This window comes from Cellulosimicrobium sp. 22598 (assembly GCF_052044445.1).
Lineage (GTDB): Bacteria > Actinomycetota > Actinomycetes > Actinomycetales > Cellulomonadaceae > Cellulosimicrobium > Cellulosimicrobium cellulans_G.
Genome location: NZ_JBQEMZ010000030.1, coordinates 1 through 14,997 on the forward strand (window position 1 = coordinate 1; position 14,997 = coordinate 14,997).

The following is a 14,997-nucleotide window of genomic DNA, read 5'->3' on the forward strand; positions in this document are numbered from 1 at the left end:
TGCCCGTCCGGGCACACCGGCACCAGCCCGGGCAGCGTCGTGGCATGGTCACCGTCGTAGCACCGATACGCCGGCCCGCGCCGGTACGCCTCCGACGCCGGACCACCGTCCGCCGCCGCCGGCACGTACTCCGCCCCGCCATTCGGGACCTCGGTCTCGTAGCGAACGACGACTCGGTCCTGGTCCGCGATGTCGGACCAGCCAGTCGCCATCGGGGAAGCGAAGAGCGCCGCGGATGCGCCCGCGAGGAGCGCCCGGATCATGACTGCCCCTTCACGGAGACAGCGAGGACATTCCAGCCTGATTGGTCGTGAAGAAGACCGAGCTCCATCACACCCGTGAAGCCGTCTATCGTCCTCACGACGGTTCCGCCAGCGTCAACAATCTGGCCCTCCTCCATCGTCGCGTTGAGGTCGACCGGGTATCCGCCGATGAGCTCATCCAAGGGCCACGACTTCTCGAGCTCTGTGATAACCGCACCGCCGGCGAACGTGTGCCCGTCCTGGGTGATCGAGCGTGCATCCTCACTCACGCTGGAGCAGAAGCCGCAGGTCTCAGTCCACGTCATCGCGTCCCACTCGGCCGTGTCGCCCGTCGCCATCACATACGGGTAGAGCTCGAGGAAGTACTCCGCCGCCGCGGCGGCACCCTCCGCGTCGTCGCGGTCCATCGCCGCGGGACGCTCCGGCTTCACCGGCCCGGTCTCGGCAGGCGACGGCTCCGGCGACTCCGACGGCGACGGCACGGCCGGCTCGTCGACGGACGGTGACTGACCAGGGCCGCCACCACCGGTGCACCCGGCGACCACGCACCCCACCGCGACGACGACACCCACGACGAGCGACCGCCGTCGGGCACGGGACAGCACACGAGAACGACGCACGAGACCCCCTGCAGATCGATGCGAACCACCCCGCACGCCACACCGACGGGGCGCGCGGACTGCCCAGCAACCTAGCGAAACCGCACCGCCGACGGAACCGAGCGTCCCGCCCTGTGGACGACGGCCTGGCAGGTGTCCGCGACGTTGCGGCTCCACAGGTGCAGGTGGCACCCCGGGCACGAGGCGGTGAACGTTGGCCGAAGCCTCGTTCCGTCACCAGACATTTCGGGACCAAACCGGCGCGACGGCTTCCTATGCTCGCCGTGGCCGCCCACCCGCGGGACGGGTGCTGCGTCGGCCACGACCACGTCCCTCGTCCGAGCGGATCCTTGCTGTGACCACCGTCCTCACCCCGGACTCCCCGGGTTCCTCCGGCACGCCCCGCGCCTCGTCGTCGGCCCCAGCGGCAGACACCACCGCGGGCGCCATCACGCCCGGCGACCCCGCCACCCGGCCGACCGGCACCGACGCGCCCGCCGGCCGCACGCCGTCCGACCCCGCCGGACGCACGCCGTCCGACTCCGCCGGACGCTCGCCGTCCAACTCAGCCGGACGCACGCCGTCCGACTCAGCCGGACGCTCGCCGTCCGACCCCGCCGACCGCGAGGCGCAGGCGCTGCACCGCAGCCGCCTGGGCGCGCGCCGGCGTCGACGGAACCTGCTGTGGGCGGTGCTGCTCGCGGGCCCGAACCTCGTGCTGCTGCTGGTGTTCGTCTACCGGCCGCTGCTGCAGAGCTTCTACCTCTCGACGCTGCAGTGGAACCTCGGGTCGCCGGTCGCGCGGCCGGTCGGGCTGGGCAACTACGTCGAGTGGTTCACCGCCCCGACGACGGGCCGCATCGTCACGACGACGCTCGTCTTCACGCTCGCGACGGTCGGCGGCGCGATGGTCCTCGGCCTGGGCCTGGCGCTGCTGCTGAACCGCCGCCTCCGAGGCCGGGGGGTCGCCCGGACGGTCGCGTTCGCGCCGTACGTGCTGTCGGGCTTCGCGGTCGGGATCCTGTGGCTGTTCATGTTCGACCCGCGCTACGGGTTGGTCCAGGAGCTGCTCGGCTGGGTCGGCGTCGCGTCGCCCCAGTGGTACACGCAGCGCCCGTGGCCGCTCGTGATGATCGTCGTGGTGTACCTGTGGAAGAACCTCGGGTACGTCGCGCTCATCTACCTGGCGGGCCTCCAGTCCGTCCCGCAGGACCTGAAGGACGCGGCCGCGCTCGACGGCGCATCGTCCGCGCGGACGCTGCGCTCGATCGTCCTGCCGCTGCTCACCCCGACGACGTTCTTCCTCGTCGTGACGATGCTCCTCGCGTCGCTCCAGTCCTTCGACATCATCAAGGCGATGACGCAGGGCGGTCCGCTCGGCTCGACGACGACCCTCATGTACTCGATCTACGAGGAGAGCTTCGTCAACGGGCGCGCCGGGTACGCGTCGGCGGTCGCCACGGTCCTGTTCCTCGTGCTGCTCGCGGTGACCGCGGTGCAGATGCGGTTCGTCCAGCGGAAGGTCCACTACGCATGAGCGCCGTCGCGCCCGCCCGTCCCGAGACGGCGCCCGCCACGCCGGCCGCGCTCGCGCCGCGTGCTCCTCGCACCCCCAGGGCCCGACGCCGGGGCCTCCAGCCCGGCGGGTACCTCGCCCTGGTCCTCGCGACGGTCGTGCTCGGCGCGCCCCTGGTGTGGATGGTGCTCGCGAGCATGAAGACGCCCGCCGAGCTGTACACCGTCCCGCTGCAGTGGCTCCCGGGCAGCGTGAACCTCGACAACTACGCGCAGGCCGCGGACTCGATCCCGCTCGGACGGCTGCTCGCCAACAGCGTCGGGATCACGGTCGTGGGCGCGGGGCTCAAGGTCGCGCTGGGCCTCACGTGCGCGTACGCGCTCGTGTTCCTCGACTTCCCGTTCAAGAAGGTCGTGTTCGGGCTCGTCATCGCGACGCTCATGATCCCGCCGCAGATCACGATCATCCCCAACTACACGTTGGTCGCGAGCCTCGGGTGGCTCAACACCTACCAGGGCATCCTCGTGCCGGGCCTGGCGAGCGCGTTCGGGACGTTCCTGTTCCGGCAGCACTTCCTCACGCTGCCGCGCTCGATCCTCGAGGCCGCCGAGCTCGACGGCGCGGGGCACTGGCGCAAGCTCTGGCGGTTCGTCGTGCCGATGAGCACGCCGACGCTCGCGGCGGTCGCGCTCGTGTCCGTCGTGACGGAGTGGAACGACTACCTGTGGCCGTTCCTCGTCATCGACCGCCCCGACAAGATGACCCTCCCCGTCGGCCTGACGCTGCTGCAGAACACCGACGGCATGACGAACTGGGGCGTGCTGCTCGCCGCGACGGTCGTCGTGACGCTGCCGATCCTCGTCGTCTTCCTCGTCCTCCAGCGCCGTCTCGTCGCGGGCCTCACGGCCGGCGCCGTCACCGGCTGACCCGCCCCGCCGTCGCGCCCGACGACGGCGCCCAGCCGGGCGGGCCGCGCACCCGCGCGCCCGCCCACCACCACCGAGCTCCCCGGTCCGCCCGCAGCGGTCCGGGTTCCCCGAAGCGCACCGAGACCCGGTGCACGACCTGAAGGAGCACCTGTGTCCCACCGCACCGCACCCGGCCGGCCCGCGCGCCGCCGTCGGGCCCGCGCCGCCGCCACCGCCCTCACGGCGGTCACCGCCCTCGCGCTCACCGCGTGCGCCGGCCCGAGCGTGGCCGGGGCCGACGGCGCCGGCACCGCGGGCGACGAGGCGACGGCCGAGGCCGTTGACTGGTCCGCCGTCGAGCCGGCGTCCGAGATCACCTGGTGGAGCAACCACCCCGGCACGTCGCAGGAGATCGAGCAGGAGCTCATCGACCGGTTCGAGGAGGAGTCCGGCATCACGGTCAACCTCGTCACGGCCGGCGCCAACTACGACGAGGTGGCCCAGCGCTTCCAGGCTGCGTCGCAGACCGACGAGCTCCCCGACCTCGTCATCGCGTCCGACGTCTGGTGGTTCCGGTACCACCTCAACGACCAGATCATGCCGCTCGACGACGTGCTCGAGTTCGTCGAGGCCGACGCGGACGACTTCCAGCCCGCGCTCTACGCGGACTACGCGTACGACGACCAGCACTGGGCCGTCCCGTACGCGCGCTCGACGCCGCTCTTCTACTACAACAAGGACCTGTGGACGGCGGCCGGCCTGCCCGACCGCGGCCCCGAGACGTGGGCCGAGCTGGAGGAGTGGGACGCGTCGCTCAAGCCGCTCGTCCCGGCCGGCGGCTCGACGTTCGGCCTGTCCACCGGGCCGTCGTGGGGCGCGTGGTGGTTCGAGAACATGATCTGGGGCCAGGGCGGCGCGTACTCCGACGGGTTCGACCTCACGCTCGACTCGGAGGAGTCGATCGCGGGCGGCCAGTTCCTGCACGACCTCTTCCACGAGAAGGGGGTCGCGACGCTCTCCGCGGACGACGCGATGGTCGACTTCTCGTCGGGCCTCATCGCCTCGACCATCGGCTCGACGGGTTCGCTCAAGGGCGCGCTCGACGCGGCGTCGTTCGAGGTCGGCACGGCGTACCTGCCCGACGGCCCCGACGGCGGCGGCACCCCGACGGGCGGCACCGGCCTCGCGATCCCGTCGTCGAGGTCGCCCGAGCAGCAGCTCGCCGCGGCGATGTTCCTCGCGTTCCTCACGAACACCGAGAACACGGCGTACTTCTCGCAGAACACGGGGTACATGCCGGTGCGCACGTCGGCCGTCGAGTCCGACGCGATGAAGGCCGTCTACGAGGCGACGCCGCAGTTCCGCACCGCCGTCGACCAGCTCGCCGACAAGGCGCGCCCGCAGGACGACGCGCGCGTCTTCATCCCGGGCGCCGACGCGCTCCTCAACGAGGCGATCGAGCAGATCGTCATCGAGGGCGCCGACCCGGCGGCCGCGTTCGAGTCGGTCGCCCCGCGCATCGAGACGGCGTACACCGAGAACGTGGAGCCGTACCTGTGACGGCGACCGCCCTCGCGCCCACGGGCGCGGTGCCGGAACGGACCGCGCGCCCGCGCGTCATCGCGCACCGCGGCAACAGCTCCGTCGCGCCGCAGAACACGCTCGCCGCGTTCGAGGCGGCGTGGCGGGCGGGCGCGCACAGCATCGAGATCGACGTGCAGCTCACGGCCGACGGCGAGCCCGTCGTCATCCACGACGACACCGTGGACGCGACGACGTCCGGCAGCGGCACGGTCGCGCGGCTCGACCGTGCGGCGATCCGGGCGCTCGACGCCGGGTCGTGGTTCTCCCCGGCGTTCGGCGGCCAGCGCGTGCCGACGTTCGCCGAGGTCGTCGACCTCCTCGTGCGGCGGCCGGGCACCGACCTGCTGCTCGAGCTCAAGGGGTCGTGGACCCCCGAGCAGGTGCGGCGCGTCACGGGGCCGATCCGCTTCGCGGGCATCGCCGACCGGGTCGTGGCGCAGAGCTTCTGGCCCGAGACGGTCGCGGCGCTGCGCGAGGCCGACCCCGGCCTGCGCCGCGGGCTGCTCGGCGCGTCGCTCGACGACGACGTGCTCGCGCGGTGCGCCGAGCTCGACGTCGTGGCGTGCAACCCCCTGGGGCTGCTCGTCCTGGAAGACCCGGGGCTCGTGCAGCGCCTGCACGACGCCGGTCTCGACGTCGCGGTCTGGACGCTCAACGAGCCGGAGCACTGGGCCGCCGCGGTCGAGCTCGGCGTGGACGCGATCATCACCGACCGTCCCGACCGCCTCGCGGGCTGGCTCTCGGCGCGCGTCGTCTAGGAAGCCCGAGGACGGACCCCGGGTGCGGGTGGGGCGGAGCGGGACGGCTCCGGCTCACCGCTCCGGGGTCGCGGGCCGGTAGCGCAGCGCCACCGCGCCCGAGCGGAACTCGCGGCGGTCCACGAGCTCGAGCCGGATGCGCTCACGGAGACCGGCGAGCAGCGTCGGCCCGTGGCCGGCGAGGACCGGCTGCACGACGAACTCGTACTCGTCGATCAGCCCCAGGTCGGCCAGCGCGAGGGGGAGCGTCACGCCCCCCACCCACAGGCCCTCGCCCGGCTCCTGCTTGAGCCGCTCGACCGCGGGCCCCAGGTCGCCCCGCAGCAGCTCGGCGTTCCAGTCGGGCGCGCTCAGCGTGCTCGACACGACGTGCTTGCGCGCCCCGTCGATCGCCTCGGCGAACGGGACCTCCCACTCGTCCATCCAGTCGGGCCACGTGCCCGTGGCCGGGCGCCGCCAGGCCGACTCCATCATCTGGTAGGTCACCCGGCCGAACAGGAGGGCGTCGGCGCGCTCCATCTCGGCGGTCCAGTGGCGCATCGACTCCTCGTCCGGCGGCAGGCCCGCCTCGTGGTGGCAGCAGCCGTCGAGCGTGACGTTGATCGAGTAGCGCAGCGGTCTCATCTCGGTCCTCTCCCGTGGCGCGCAGCGAGGCGCCCCCGTGTTCACCCGTCCGTGGTGAGACGGCCGCCCGCACCGTTTCTCATCGGCGACCGGCGGCGTCGACGACCGTCAGCCGGGTCGGCGGCGGTGGGGGACCCGCACGCGGTCGAGGTCCTGCGCGACCGTGAGCTCGCCGTCGAACACCTCGCGCGCCTCGCGCCAGAACTCCGTCGGGTCGGGGTAGCGCTGCGAGAAGTGCGTGAGCACGAGCGAGCGCACGCCCGCCTCGGCCGCGACGGTCGCCGCCTGCCGAGCGGTGAGGTGGCCCCACCGCTCGGCCTGGTCGCGGTCGCGGTCGAGGAACGTCGACTCGATGACGAGCAGGTCGACGCCGTCCGCGAGGCGGTGCACGGCGTCGCACAGGCGCGTGTCCATGACGAACGCGAACGACTGCCCGGGGCGCGGCGCGCTCACCTCGTCGAGGGTGACGGTCCGCCCGTCGGGTGCGACGACCGCCCCGGTCCGGCGCAGCTCGCCCACCACCGGGCCCGCCAGGCCGCGGTCCACGAGGAGCGCGGGGTCGAGCGACCGGCCGTCGGGCTCGTCGAGGCGGTAGCCCATCGCCTCCAGGGTGTGGTCGAGGCGTTCCGCGCGCAGCGTGAACCCCGGCTCGGGGCGGCCGGTCACGGGCGGGACGACGCCGTCCGTCGTCAGCGGCTGCAGCTCCAGGTGGCCGCGGCGGAAGTGGGCGCTCGCGTCGAGCAGGTGGTCCACCCACCGCTGGCCCGACGCCGGATAGGTCACCCCGATCGTGTGCCGCACGCCGTCGCCGCTGATGCGCTGGGAGACGCCCGCGAGGCCGAGGGAGTGGTCGCCGTGCAGGTGCGTGATCGCGATGCGCGTGAGGTCGGTCGCGGACACACCCGCGAACGACATCTGCCGCTGCGTGCCCTCGCCGGGGTCGAAGAGGATCGCCTCGTCGTCCCAGAACAGCACGTAGCCGTTGTGGTTGCGCGTGCGGGTCGGGACCATGCTGGCGGTCCCGAGGACGACGAGCTCGCGGCGGGACATGGCCCCAGCGTGCCACGACGCGGCGGGTCGTGGCGCGGCTCGTAGGGTGGCAGGAGGCCCTGCCGAGAACCGGAGAACCCGGAGAACCTGGAGAACCATGCGCCTGCTCCTCGTCCGTCACGGACAGACCCCGTCCAACGTCGCCGGCCTCCTCGACACCGCGCTGCCCGGCCCCGGTCTCACCGCGCTCGGCACGCGCCAGGCAGCCGCGATCCCGGAGGCGCTCGCGGACCGCGTCGTCGACGGCGTCGCGGTCTCGACCCTCGTGCGCACGCACCTGACCGCCGCACCGCTGGCCGAGCGGCACCGGTTCGACCTGCTGGAGCTCGACGGGTTCCGCGAGGTGGACGCGGGCGACCTGGAGATGTCGGCCGCGCACGACGACCACGCGACCTACCTCGAGACCGTGTTCGCGTGGGGCCGCGGCGAGCCCGGCCGTCGCATGCCCGGCGGGCCCGACGGTGCCGAGTTCCTCGCCCGCTACGACGACGCCGTCGCGAGCGTCGCGCGCACGGGGTGGCGCACCGCCGTCGTCGTCTCGCACGGCGCGGCGATCCGCGCGTGGGCGTGCGCGCGCGTCGCGGGGGTCGACCTCGACCTGCTCGCCCGGACCCCGCTCGCCAACACCGGGCTGGTCGAGGTCGAGGGCGACCCGTCGTCGGGCTGGCGGCTCGCGGGCCTGAGCGACGGCCCGCTGGGCGGCGCGGCGCTGGACGACCTCGTGGCCGAGGACCCGACGGGCGAGTCCGTCGCCGAGGAGGAGCGTCGCGCCGCGGCGGAGGACTGACCGCGGGGTCTATGGCGAAACCCTGGCGCGCGTCACGTTCGCGACATACGCTCGACGGATGGTCGACGAACCGCTGCCCGCGCCGAACGAGCGCGCGCTCGAGTCCGACATCGTCACGGACCTGCGCGAGCAGATGACGTACGGGTCGTACCTGCACCTCGACACGCTGCTCGCGGCGCAGGAGCCGGTCAGCGACCCCGAGCACCACGACGAGATGCTGTTCATCGTCCAGCACCAGACGACGGAGCTCTGGCTCAAGCTCGTGCTCCACGAGCTGCTCTCCGCGCGCGACCTGCTCGCCGCCGACGAGCTGGGCGCCGCGCTCAAGCGCATCGCGCGCGTCAAGCACGTGCAGCGCACGCTCACCGAGCAGTGGTCCGTGCTCGCGACGCTCACCCCGAGCGAGTACGCGCAGTTCCGCGGATTCCTCGGCCACGCGTCGGGCTTCCAGTCGTGGCAGTACCGCGCCGTCGAGTTCCTGCTCGGCAACAAGAACGCGCGCATGCTCGCGGTGTTCGACGCCGAACCCGACGCCCAGGCGGAGCTCGCCCGACTGCTCGCCGAGCCGAGCGTCTACGACGAGTTCCTGCGCCACCTCGCGCGCCACGGCCACGACGTCCCGCAGCGCGTCCTGGACCGCGACGTCACCGTCGCGCACACCCTCGACGACGACCTCGTCGAGGTCTTCCGCCGCATCTACGACGACCCGGAGGCGCACTGGTCGGCGTACGAGACGTGCGAGGAGCTCGTCGACCTCGAGGACAACTTCCAGCTCTGGCGGTTCCGGCACATGAAGACGGTGCTGCGCATCATCGGGACCAAGCGCGGCACGGGCGGGTCGAGCGGCGTCGGGTTCTTGCAGAAGGCGCTCGACCTCACGTTCTTCCCCGAGCTGTTCGCGGTGCGCACGGAGATCGGGCGGTCGTGAACGGGAGGCACCTCGGCCGGCCCGGCGACGGCGGCACCTGGCTCCCGCCGCTCGTCGACGCGCACGTGCACCTCGGCCTCGTCGACCCCGTCGCGGTGCGGCGCGGCGGGATCGCCGTCGTGCACGACCTCGGGTGGGTGCCCGACGTCGCGCGCACGTGGCCCGGGCGCCCCGGCTTCCCGGTCGTCGCGTTCGCGGGCGCGTTCCTCACCGCACCCGGCGGCTACCCGTCGGACCGGTCGTGGGCGCCGCCGGGGTCGGTCGAGGAGGTCGGTTCGCCCGACGCGGCTGTGGCCGCGGTCGACCGCCAGGTCGCCGCGGGCGCGTCGTTCGTCAAGGTCGCCCTGCACTCCGACGCCGGTCCGGTGCCCGACGACGCCACCCTCGCCGCGCTCGTCGGGCACGCCCACGCGCGGGGCCGGGACGTCGTCGCGCACGTGGAGGGGCGGGGCATGGCAGCCCGCGCGTTCGAGGCGGGGGTGGACAGGCTCGCGCACGCCCCGTTCAGCGAGCGCCTGCCCGACGACCTGCTGCGCGCGATGGCCCGCCCGCGCGCTCGCTCCCAGACGCGGTCTCGCTCACGCCCGGCCGCCGAGCACGACCCTGCCCGCGGTCGAACACGACCTGAAGGTCGGAATGGCCCGGATAACGACCCTCATGTCGTGTTCGGCGGAGGTGTGGGGAGTCTTGTGAGCTGGGTGAGCACCCTCGACACTCATGGCTGGGGGAGTCCGACGGCGGGGCAGGATGTCGCGATCGACAACGTGCGGCGCTTCGTCGCGCTCGGAGGCACCGTCGTCTACGGCACCGACCTCGGCAACGGGCCGCTGCCGACCGGCGTCGACGCGCGCGAGCTGCGGGCGCTCGCGGCGGCGGGTCTCGACGCGCACGCGCTGGTCGCGGCCCTCACGCGCGACGCCACCGCCCGGCGTGGCGTTCCCGGCCGAGCGCTGCGTCCCGGGTCGCAGCACTCGAGCGCGGACGCATCGCTCGCGACCTGGGTCCCCGGCGACCCGCCCGACGCCGACGACGCGGACGCCGTCGCCGCGTGGCTCGCGCGCGCCGTCGTCGTCGAGCGCGACCCCACCCCTGACCTCGCCCGCGACACCGCGAGCGACCCCGCCGACGACCCCGCCCCGCCGGAAGGACGACCATGACCGAGGACCACGCCGCGCGCTCCGCCGCGCTCGACGCCGCCGACCCGCTCGCGCGGTTCCGCGACGCGTTCGTCGGCTCCGACGAGGTGACGGCCTACCTCGACGGGAACTCGCTCGGACGGCCGACGCGCGCGTCCGCCGAGCGGCTGGCCCGCTTCGCGACCGAGCGCTGGGGCTCGCGGCTCATCCGCGGCTGGGACGAGGAGTGGTACGACCTCCCGCTCACGCTCGGCGACCGGATCGGCGCGGTCGCGCTCGGCGCGGTGCCGGGCCAGACGTTCGTCGGTGACTCGACGACGGTGATCCTCTACAAGCTCGTCCGGGCCGCGCTCTCGGCACCACAGGTCGCGGGGCGCGACGAGATCGTGCTCGACGCCGGGAACTTCCCGACCGACCGCTACGTGCTGGAGGGCGTCGCGCGCGAGCACGGCGCGACGCTGCGGTGGATCGCGCCCGACCACGACGCCGGCGTGACCCCGGAGCAGGTCGCGGGGGCCCTCTCCGACCGCACCGCGCTCGTGCTGCTCAGCCACGTGGCGTACCGGTCGGGGTACGTGAGCGACGCGGCCGCGATCACCGCGCTCGCGCACGACGCCGGCGCGCTCGTGCTGTGGGACCTGTGCCACTCGGTCGGCGCGCTGCCGGTCGAGCTCGACGCGTGGGGCGTCGACCTCGCGGCGGGCTGCACCTACAAGTACCTGAACGGTGGCCCGGGCGCGCCTGCGTTCGGCTACGTCCGCGCCGACCTCCAGGGCGCCCTGACCCAGCCGATCCAGGGGTGGATGGGCAGCGCCGCGCCGTTCGAGATGGGCCCGGCGTACGCCCCGCACGACGGCGTCCGGCGCTTCCTCTCGGGGACGCCCGCGATCGTCGGGATGCTCGCGATGCAGGACATGCTGGACCTGGTGGACGCGGCGGGGATCGCGGCGGTGCGCGCGAAGTCGGTCGCGCTCACCGCGCACGCGACGGCCCTCGTGGACGACCTGCTGCTCCCGCTCGGTGCCCGGTACGCGTCGCCGCGCGACCCCGAGCGCCGGGGGAGCCACGTCACCGTCGACCACGACGCGTTCGAGGCGACGCTCCCGCTGCTGTGGGAGCGCGGCGTCATCCCCGACTTCCGTCGTCCGGACGGCCTGCGCCTCGGCCTGTCCCCGCTCTCCACGAGCTTCGACGAGGTGCGCGTCGGCATCGAGGCGGTGCGGGACGCCCTGGTGGAGGTCCTCGCGGACGGGGCCGCGTGATCCTCGACGACGTCGACTCCCGCCCGGGGAGCACGACGTCGCTGCTGCGCACCGTCGTCGGGCTGTACCTGCGCGACCTCGGCGGGGCGGTCGCCGTCGCCGACCTGGTCGAGCTGCTGGGGGCGCTCGACGTCCCGCCCGTCGGCGCACGCGGCGCGGTCTCGCGAGCGAAGGCGAAGGGGCTGCTCGTCCCGGAGACCGTCGGCGGCCGGGCCGGCTACTCGCTCGCGCCCGACGCCGCGCGGATGCTGGAGCGGGGCGACCGGCGGATCTTCGCCTACCGGCAGCAGGGCGACGACGACCCGTGGTGCCTCGTGTCGTTCTCGCTGCCGGAGGAGCGGCGTGCCGTGCGGCACCAGCTCCGGCGGCACCTCGCGTGGATCGGTGCCGGCACCGTCGCGGACGGCCTGTGGATCGCGCCGGGGCACCTCGTGGACGAGGTCGAGGAGATCCTCGTCGGGCTGGGCGTGCGCGAGGCCGCGACGGTCTTCGTGGCCGGGCCGCCCCGCGTCGCCGGGTCGTTCGCCGACGCCGCCGCGCGGTGGTGGGACCTCGACCGGGTCGCCGCGCTGCACCGCGGCTTCCTCGCCCGGCACGGCGGCTCGCGGCCCGGGGCCGCCCGGCCCGACGGCGCCCGGCCCGACGGCGTCCGGCCGGGCGGTGGGGACGCCTCGCCCCGCGTGGCGTTCGCCCGGTGGGTGCGCGCGGTCGACGACTGGCGACCCGTCCCGTACGCCGACCCGGGCCTGCCGCTCTCGGCGCTGCCCGCGGACTGGCCCGGCGCGGCGAGCGTCGCGCTGTTCGACCGGCTCCGCGCGGACCTCGCCGCGGCCGCGGCGGACCACGTCCGGGTCGTCGTCGGGAGATGATCGGGGCACAGTGGGTGGCATGAGCGACACGACGCCCGACCTCCCGCCCGCCCTGCGCACGCTCGTGGACGCGACGAACGCGGGCGACGCCGCCCGGTTCCTCACGGCGTTCACGGACGACGGCTTCCTCGACGACTGGGGACGCCAGTTCCGCGGGCACGACGAGCTCGCGAGCTGGGACCGCACGGACAACATCGGCAAGAGGTCGCGCTTCGACGTGACCGGGCTGCGCGACGGTGCCACGCCCGACGAGGTGCTGCTGGACCTCACGGTCTCCGGCGACGGGTACAACGGGCCCGCGACGTTCACGATCCTCCTGCGCGAGGGCCTGATCGCGAGCCTCGTCATCTCCTGACGAGTCGACCGCGCGCGCCGTGTTCGCCGGTCGGTCCTCGTGCGTTCACCGGGGCGACGGGTGCCCGCCATCCCGGGCCTCTAGCGTGACAGCGCTTCCCACCACGGGTCCGGCGCCGCCACGGTGGTCCGACGGTCGTCGCCGCGCGGACCCCTGACCTGCGAAGGAACCCATGAACCCGCACGCCTCCCGGCTGCCCGGCGCGCTGACGCGCGCGGCGGCGTCGGCGCTCGCCGTCTCCCTGGTGGGGACGGTGCTCGTCGCCGCGACCGCGACCTCGACGGCCGCCGCCGACGAGTCCCTGCTCTCGACGTCCGGCACGACCTGGCGCTACCTCGACGACAACACGAACCCGGCCGGCACCGCCGCGGACCAGCGCGTGTGGACGACCACCGCGTTCGACGACTCCGCGTGGAAGTCCGCGACCGGCGCGTTCGGCGCCAAGCGCGGCGCCGCGACGGGCATCGGGGACGCGTTCCCGATCACGACGCTCCTCACCCAGTACATCGAGGGCACGACGACGGACGTGCCCACGTTCTTCTTCCGCACCGACGTGGAGCTCACCGCGGAGGACCTCGACGGCGTCCCGGCGTTCGAGGGCGAGATCGTCTACGACGACGCGGTGATCGTCTACGTGAACGGCGAGGAGGTCGTGCGCCTGGGCGACGACGGCCGCGAGATCACGGAGAACCTGCAGTACCACGGCAACGGGCGCACGGACCCGGTGACGGGCACGTTCGTCGTGCCGGCCGACGCGTTCGAGCCCGGCGAGAACACGATCTCCGTCGCGCTCTACCAGGACGCGCCGACCAGCTCGGACATCTACCTCGACGTCCGCTCGCTCGTCCCGACGCACGGCGAGGTGCGCGACGTCGCGCTCAACGTCGGCGCGGACGAGACGCAGGCCAACGTCGCGTGGTTCTCGACCCTGGCCGGCGCGGGCGAGGTGCAGTGGACCCGTGCCGACGAGGCGGGCGGCGAGGTCGACTGGCAGGCGGCCGCGACGTCGTCGTCCCGGGACGGCACGGCCGCGGACGGCGCGACGTACCACCACGCGACGATCACCGGGCTCGAGGAGGACTCGGCCTACGCGTACCGCGTCGGCAGCGCGAGCACCGGCTGGTCCACGCCGACGACGTTCACCACGGGCACGTTCGGCGACGAGTTCAGCGCGCTGTTCATCGGCGACGCGCAGATCGGCGCGAGCGGCAACGCGACGAACGACGCCACGCGGTGGGCCGCCAACCTCGACACGATGACCGCGCGCCACCCGGACACCGCGTTCCTCATCTCCGCGGGCGACCAGGTGGAGAACGCGGGGAGCACCGCGCAGTACGCCGGGTTCCTCGCGCCGCGCCAGATGCGCGAGCTGCGCTTCGCCGTCCAGGACGGCAACCACGACACCGCGTCCGCGCTCTACGACCAGCACTACGCGATGCCGAACCTGTCGACCGAGCAGCGCCGGGACTACTGGTACGCGTACAACAACGTGCTCGTCGTGGCGATCGACTCGAACGACTCCGACCCGGCCGAGATCGCCGGCCACGAGGCGTTCCTGCGCGACGTGATCGGCACGCACGGCGACGCGTACGACTGGGTCGTCGTGACGTTCCACCACTCGCTGTACAGCCAGGCGTTCCACTCGCGCGACACGGACGTGGTCCGCATGCGCGAGGCGCTGTCGCCCGTCTTCAGCGACCTGGGCGTCGACCTCGTCCTCGCGGGCCACGACCACATCTACACGCGCTCGTACCTCATGGAGGGCGCGACGCCCGTCGTCCCGGCCGAGGCGCCGGCCGAGGGTGACGTGCTCACCCCGGACGAGGACCAGGTCCTCTACCTCACGGGCAACTCGTCGTCGGGCTCCAAGTTCTACGACTTCGACGGCGCCAAGCCGTGGACGGCGCGCTGGGAGCAGTCGCGCGAGGCCAGCTACTCCGACCTCGACGTCACGCCCACGTCGCTGACCGTCACCACCTACGCGACCGGGTCGCAGCGCGTCGTGGACCGGGTGACGCTCCAGCGTGAGGACGCGGCGGGCCCCGCCCTCGACGTCGAGACCAGCGCGCGCTGCCTCGCCGGCACGGCGTACGTCGCGGTCCGCGCGACGAACACCGGCGACGTGCCCGCCGACGTCACGCTCACGACGCCGTTCGGCACGCGCACGTTCGCGGCGGTCGCGCCCGGCAAGGCCGCGTACCAGTCGTTCTCGACGCGGTCGGTCGCGGCCGACGCGGGCTCCGTCACGGTGACGGGTACCCGACCCGACGACGCTGCCCCCACGGTCCAGGAAGCCGCCTACCAGTCGGTCACCTGCGGCTGAGCCCGCCGCCGAACCCGGGGTCGTTCCCCAGCGCA

General features: G+C 73.7%; 15 protein-coding genes. 11 read left to right on the forward strand and 4 right to left on the reverse strand.

The genetic code is table 11. The features are described 5' to 3' along the window. On the reverse strand, positions 1-263 hold a 263-nt coding region (locus ACTJIY_RS20280; RefSeq protein WP_440675252.1), incomplete at its 3' end, for a hypothetical protein. Next, positions 260-835, reverse strand: coding sequence for a DUF6318 family protein (locus ACTJIY_RS20285; RefSeq protein ID WP_440675251.1), 576 nt, complete (start codon positions 833-835; stop codon positions 260-262). The genes ACTJIY_RS20285 and ACTJIY_RS20280, both read right to left, overlap by 4 nt. A 664-nt stretch (positions 836-1,499) precedes the next feature. Here ACTJIY_RS20285 and ACTJIY_RS20290 point away from each other — a divergent pair. The 4 genes from ACTJIY_RS20290 to ACTJIY_RS20305 all read left to right on the forward strand — a co-directional run bounded on the left by ACTJIY_RS20290 (position 1,500) and on the right by ACTJIY_RS20305 (position 5,628). Further along, on the forward strand, positions 1,500-2,399 hold the full coding sequence (locus ACTJIY_RS20290) for a carbohydrate ABC transporter permease (protein WP_440675253.1): 900 nt from the start codon (positions 1,500-1,502) through the stop codon (positions 2,397-2,399). Beyond that, positions 2,396-3,304, forward strand: coding sequence for a carbohydrate ABC transporter permease (locus ACTJIY_RS20295; RefSeq protein ID WP_253054400.1), 909 nt, complete (start codon positions 2,396-2,398; stop codon positions 3,302-3,304). Before ACTJIY_RS20290 ends, ACTJIY_RS20295 begins: the two co-directional genes overlap by 4 nt. Before the next feature lie 153 nt (positions 3,305-3,457). Then, positions 3,458-4,846, forward strand: a complete 1,389-nt coding sequence (locus ACTJIY_RS20300) for an ABC transporter substrate-binding protein (protein WP_440675250.1) — start codon at positions 3,458-3,460, stop codon at positions 4,844-4,846. After that, positions 4,843-5,628 carry a glycerophosphodiester phosphodiesterase gene (locus ACTJIY_RS20305; protein ID WP_440675249.1) on the forward strand — a complete coding sequence of 262 codons (786 nt, stop codon included), beginning with the start codon at positions 4,843-4,845 and terminating at the stop codon, positions 5,626-5,628. The genes ACTJIY_RS20300 and ACTJIY_RS20305 overlap by 4 nt, the downstream gene beginning before the upstream one ends. Before the next feature lie 54 nt (positions 5,629-5,682). Here the strand turns inward: ACTJIY_RS20305 and ACTJIY_RS20310 are convergent, their stop codons facing one another. Beyond that, positions 5,683-6,252 (reverse strand): dihydrofolate reductase family protein, encoded by a 570-nt coding sequence (locus ACTJIY_RS20310; protein WP_440675248.1) that lies wholly within the window; start codon positions 6,250-6,252, stop codon positions 5,683-5,685. A 108-nt stretch (positions 6,253-6,360) separates the two neighbouring features. Further along, positions 6,361-7,302, reverse strand: coding sequence for a ribonuclease Z (locus tag ACTJIY_RS20315; RefSeq protein WP_440675247.1), 942 nt, complete (start codon positions 7,300-7,302; stop codon positions 6,361-6,363). Positions 7,303-7,399: 97 nt separating this feature from the next. Here ACTJIY_RS20315 and ACTJIY_RS20320 point away from each other — a divergent pair, with 97 nt between their 5' ends. The 7 genes from ACTJIY_RS20320 (at position 7,400) to ACTJIY_RS20350 (ending at position 14,962) form a co-directional block, all read left to right on the forward strand. Beyond that, entirely contained in the window at positions 7,400-8,089 is a 690-nt protein-coding gene (locus tag ACTJIY_RS20320) for a histidine phosphatase family protein (protein ID WP_440675246.1), read from the forward strand. Between the two features lie 58 nt (positions 8,090-8,147). Then, positions 8,148-9,017 carry a tryptophan 2,3-dioxygenase gene (gene kynA / locus ACTJIY_RS20325; RefSeq protein WP_440675245.1) on the forward strand — a complete coding sequence of 290 codons (870 nt, stop codon included), beginning with the start codon at positions 8,148-8,150 and terminating at the stop codon, positions 9,015-9,017. Further along, complete coding sequence (locus tag ACTJIY_RS20330) at positions 9,014-10,174, forward strand: hypothetical protein (protein WP_440675244.1); 1,161 nt, start codon at positions 9,014-9,016, stop codon at positions 10,172-10,174. The genes kynA and ACTJIY_RS20330 overlap by 4 nt, the downstream gene beginning before the upstream one ends. Next, positions 10,171-11,415 (forward strand): kynureninase, encoded by a 1,245-nt coding sequence (locus tag ACTJIY_RS20335; protein WP_440675243.1) that lies wholly within the window; start codon positions 10,171-10,173, stop codon positions 11,413-11,415. The genes ACTJIY_RS20330 and ACTJIY_RS20335 overlap by 4 nt, the downstream gene beginning before the upstream one ends. Beyond that, a complete protein-coding gene (locus ACTJIY_RS20340) occupies positions 11,412-12,284 on the forward strand; it encodes a PaaX family transcriptional regulator (RefSeq protein WP_440675242.1) in 873 nt (290 codons plus the stop codon). Before ACTJIY_RS20335 ends, ACTJIY_RS20340 begins: the two co-directional genes overlap by 4 nt. A 19-nt stretch (positions 12,285-12,303) precedes the next feature. Then, the gene (locus ACTJIY_RS20345; RefSeq protein WP_253054376.1) at positions 12,304-12,639 is read left to right on the forward strand and encodes a nuclear transport factor 2 family protein; all 336 of its coding nucleotides are present in this window, start codon (positions 12,304-12,306) and stop codon (positions 12,637-12,639) included. Between the two features lie 172 nt (positions 12,640-12,811). After that, positions 12,812-14,962: a fibronectin type III domain-containing protein gene (locus ACTJIY_RS20350; RefSeq protein ID WP_440675241.1), complete on the forward strand. Its 2,151-nt coding sequence runs from the start codon at positions 12,812-12,814 to the stop codon at positions 14,960-14,962. The last annotated feature ends 35 nt before the right edge of the window (positions 14,963-14,997 follow it).

What these genes read in the sequence shown, in the direction of transcription:
- ACTJIY_RS20345 (WP_253054376.1), top strand. Translation starts at nt 12,304, where the DNA reads ATGAGCGACACGACGCCCGACCTCCCGCCCGCCCTGCGCACGCTCGTG.
- kynA (WP_440675245.1), top strand. Translation starts at nt 8,148, where the DNA reads ATGGTCGACGAACCGCTGCCCGCGCCGAACGAGCGCGCGCTCGAGTCC.
- ACTJIY_RS20335 (WP_440675243.1), top strand. Translation starts at nt 10,171, where the DNA reads ATGACCGAGGACCACGCCGCGCGCTCCGCCGCGCTCGACGCCGCCGAC.
- ACTJIY_RS20350 (WP_440675241.1), top strand. Translation starts at nt 12,812, where the DNA reads ATGAACCCGCACGCCTCCCGGCTGCCCGGCGCGCTGACGCGCGCGGCG.
- ACTJIY_RS20310 (WP_440675248.1), bottom strand. Translation starts at nt 6,252, where the DNA reads ATGAGACCGCTGCGCTACTCGATCAACGTCACGCTCGACGGCTGCTGC.
- ACTJIY_RS20295 (WP_253054400.1), top strand. Translation starts at nt 2,396, where the DNA reads ATGAGCGCCGTCGCGCCCGCCCGTCCCGAGACGGCGCCCGCCACGCCG.
- ACTJIY_RS20315 (WP_440675247.1), bottom strand. Translation starts at nt 7,302, where the DNA reads ATGTCCCGCCGCGAGCTCGTCGTCCTCGGGACCGCCAGCATGGTCCCG.
- ACTJIY_RS20320 (WP_440675246.1), top strand. Translation starts at nt 7,400, where the DNA reads ATGCGCCTGCTCCTCGTCCGTCACGGACAGACCCCGTCCAACGTCGCC.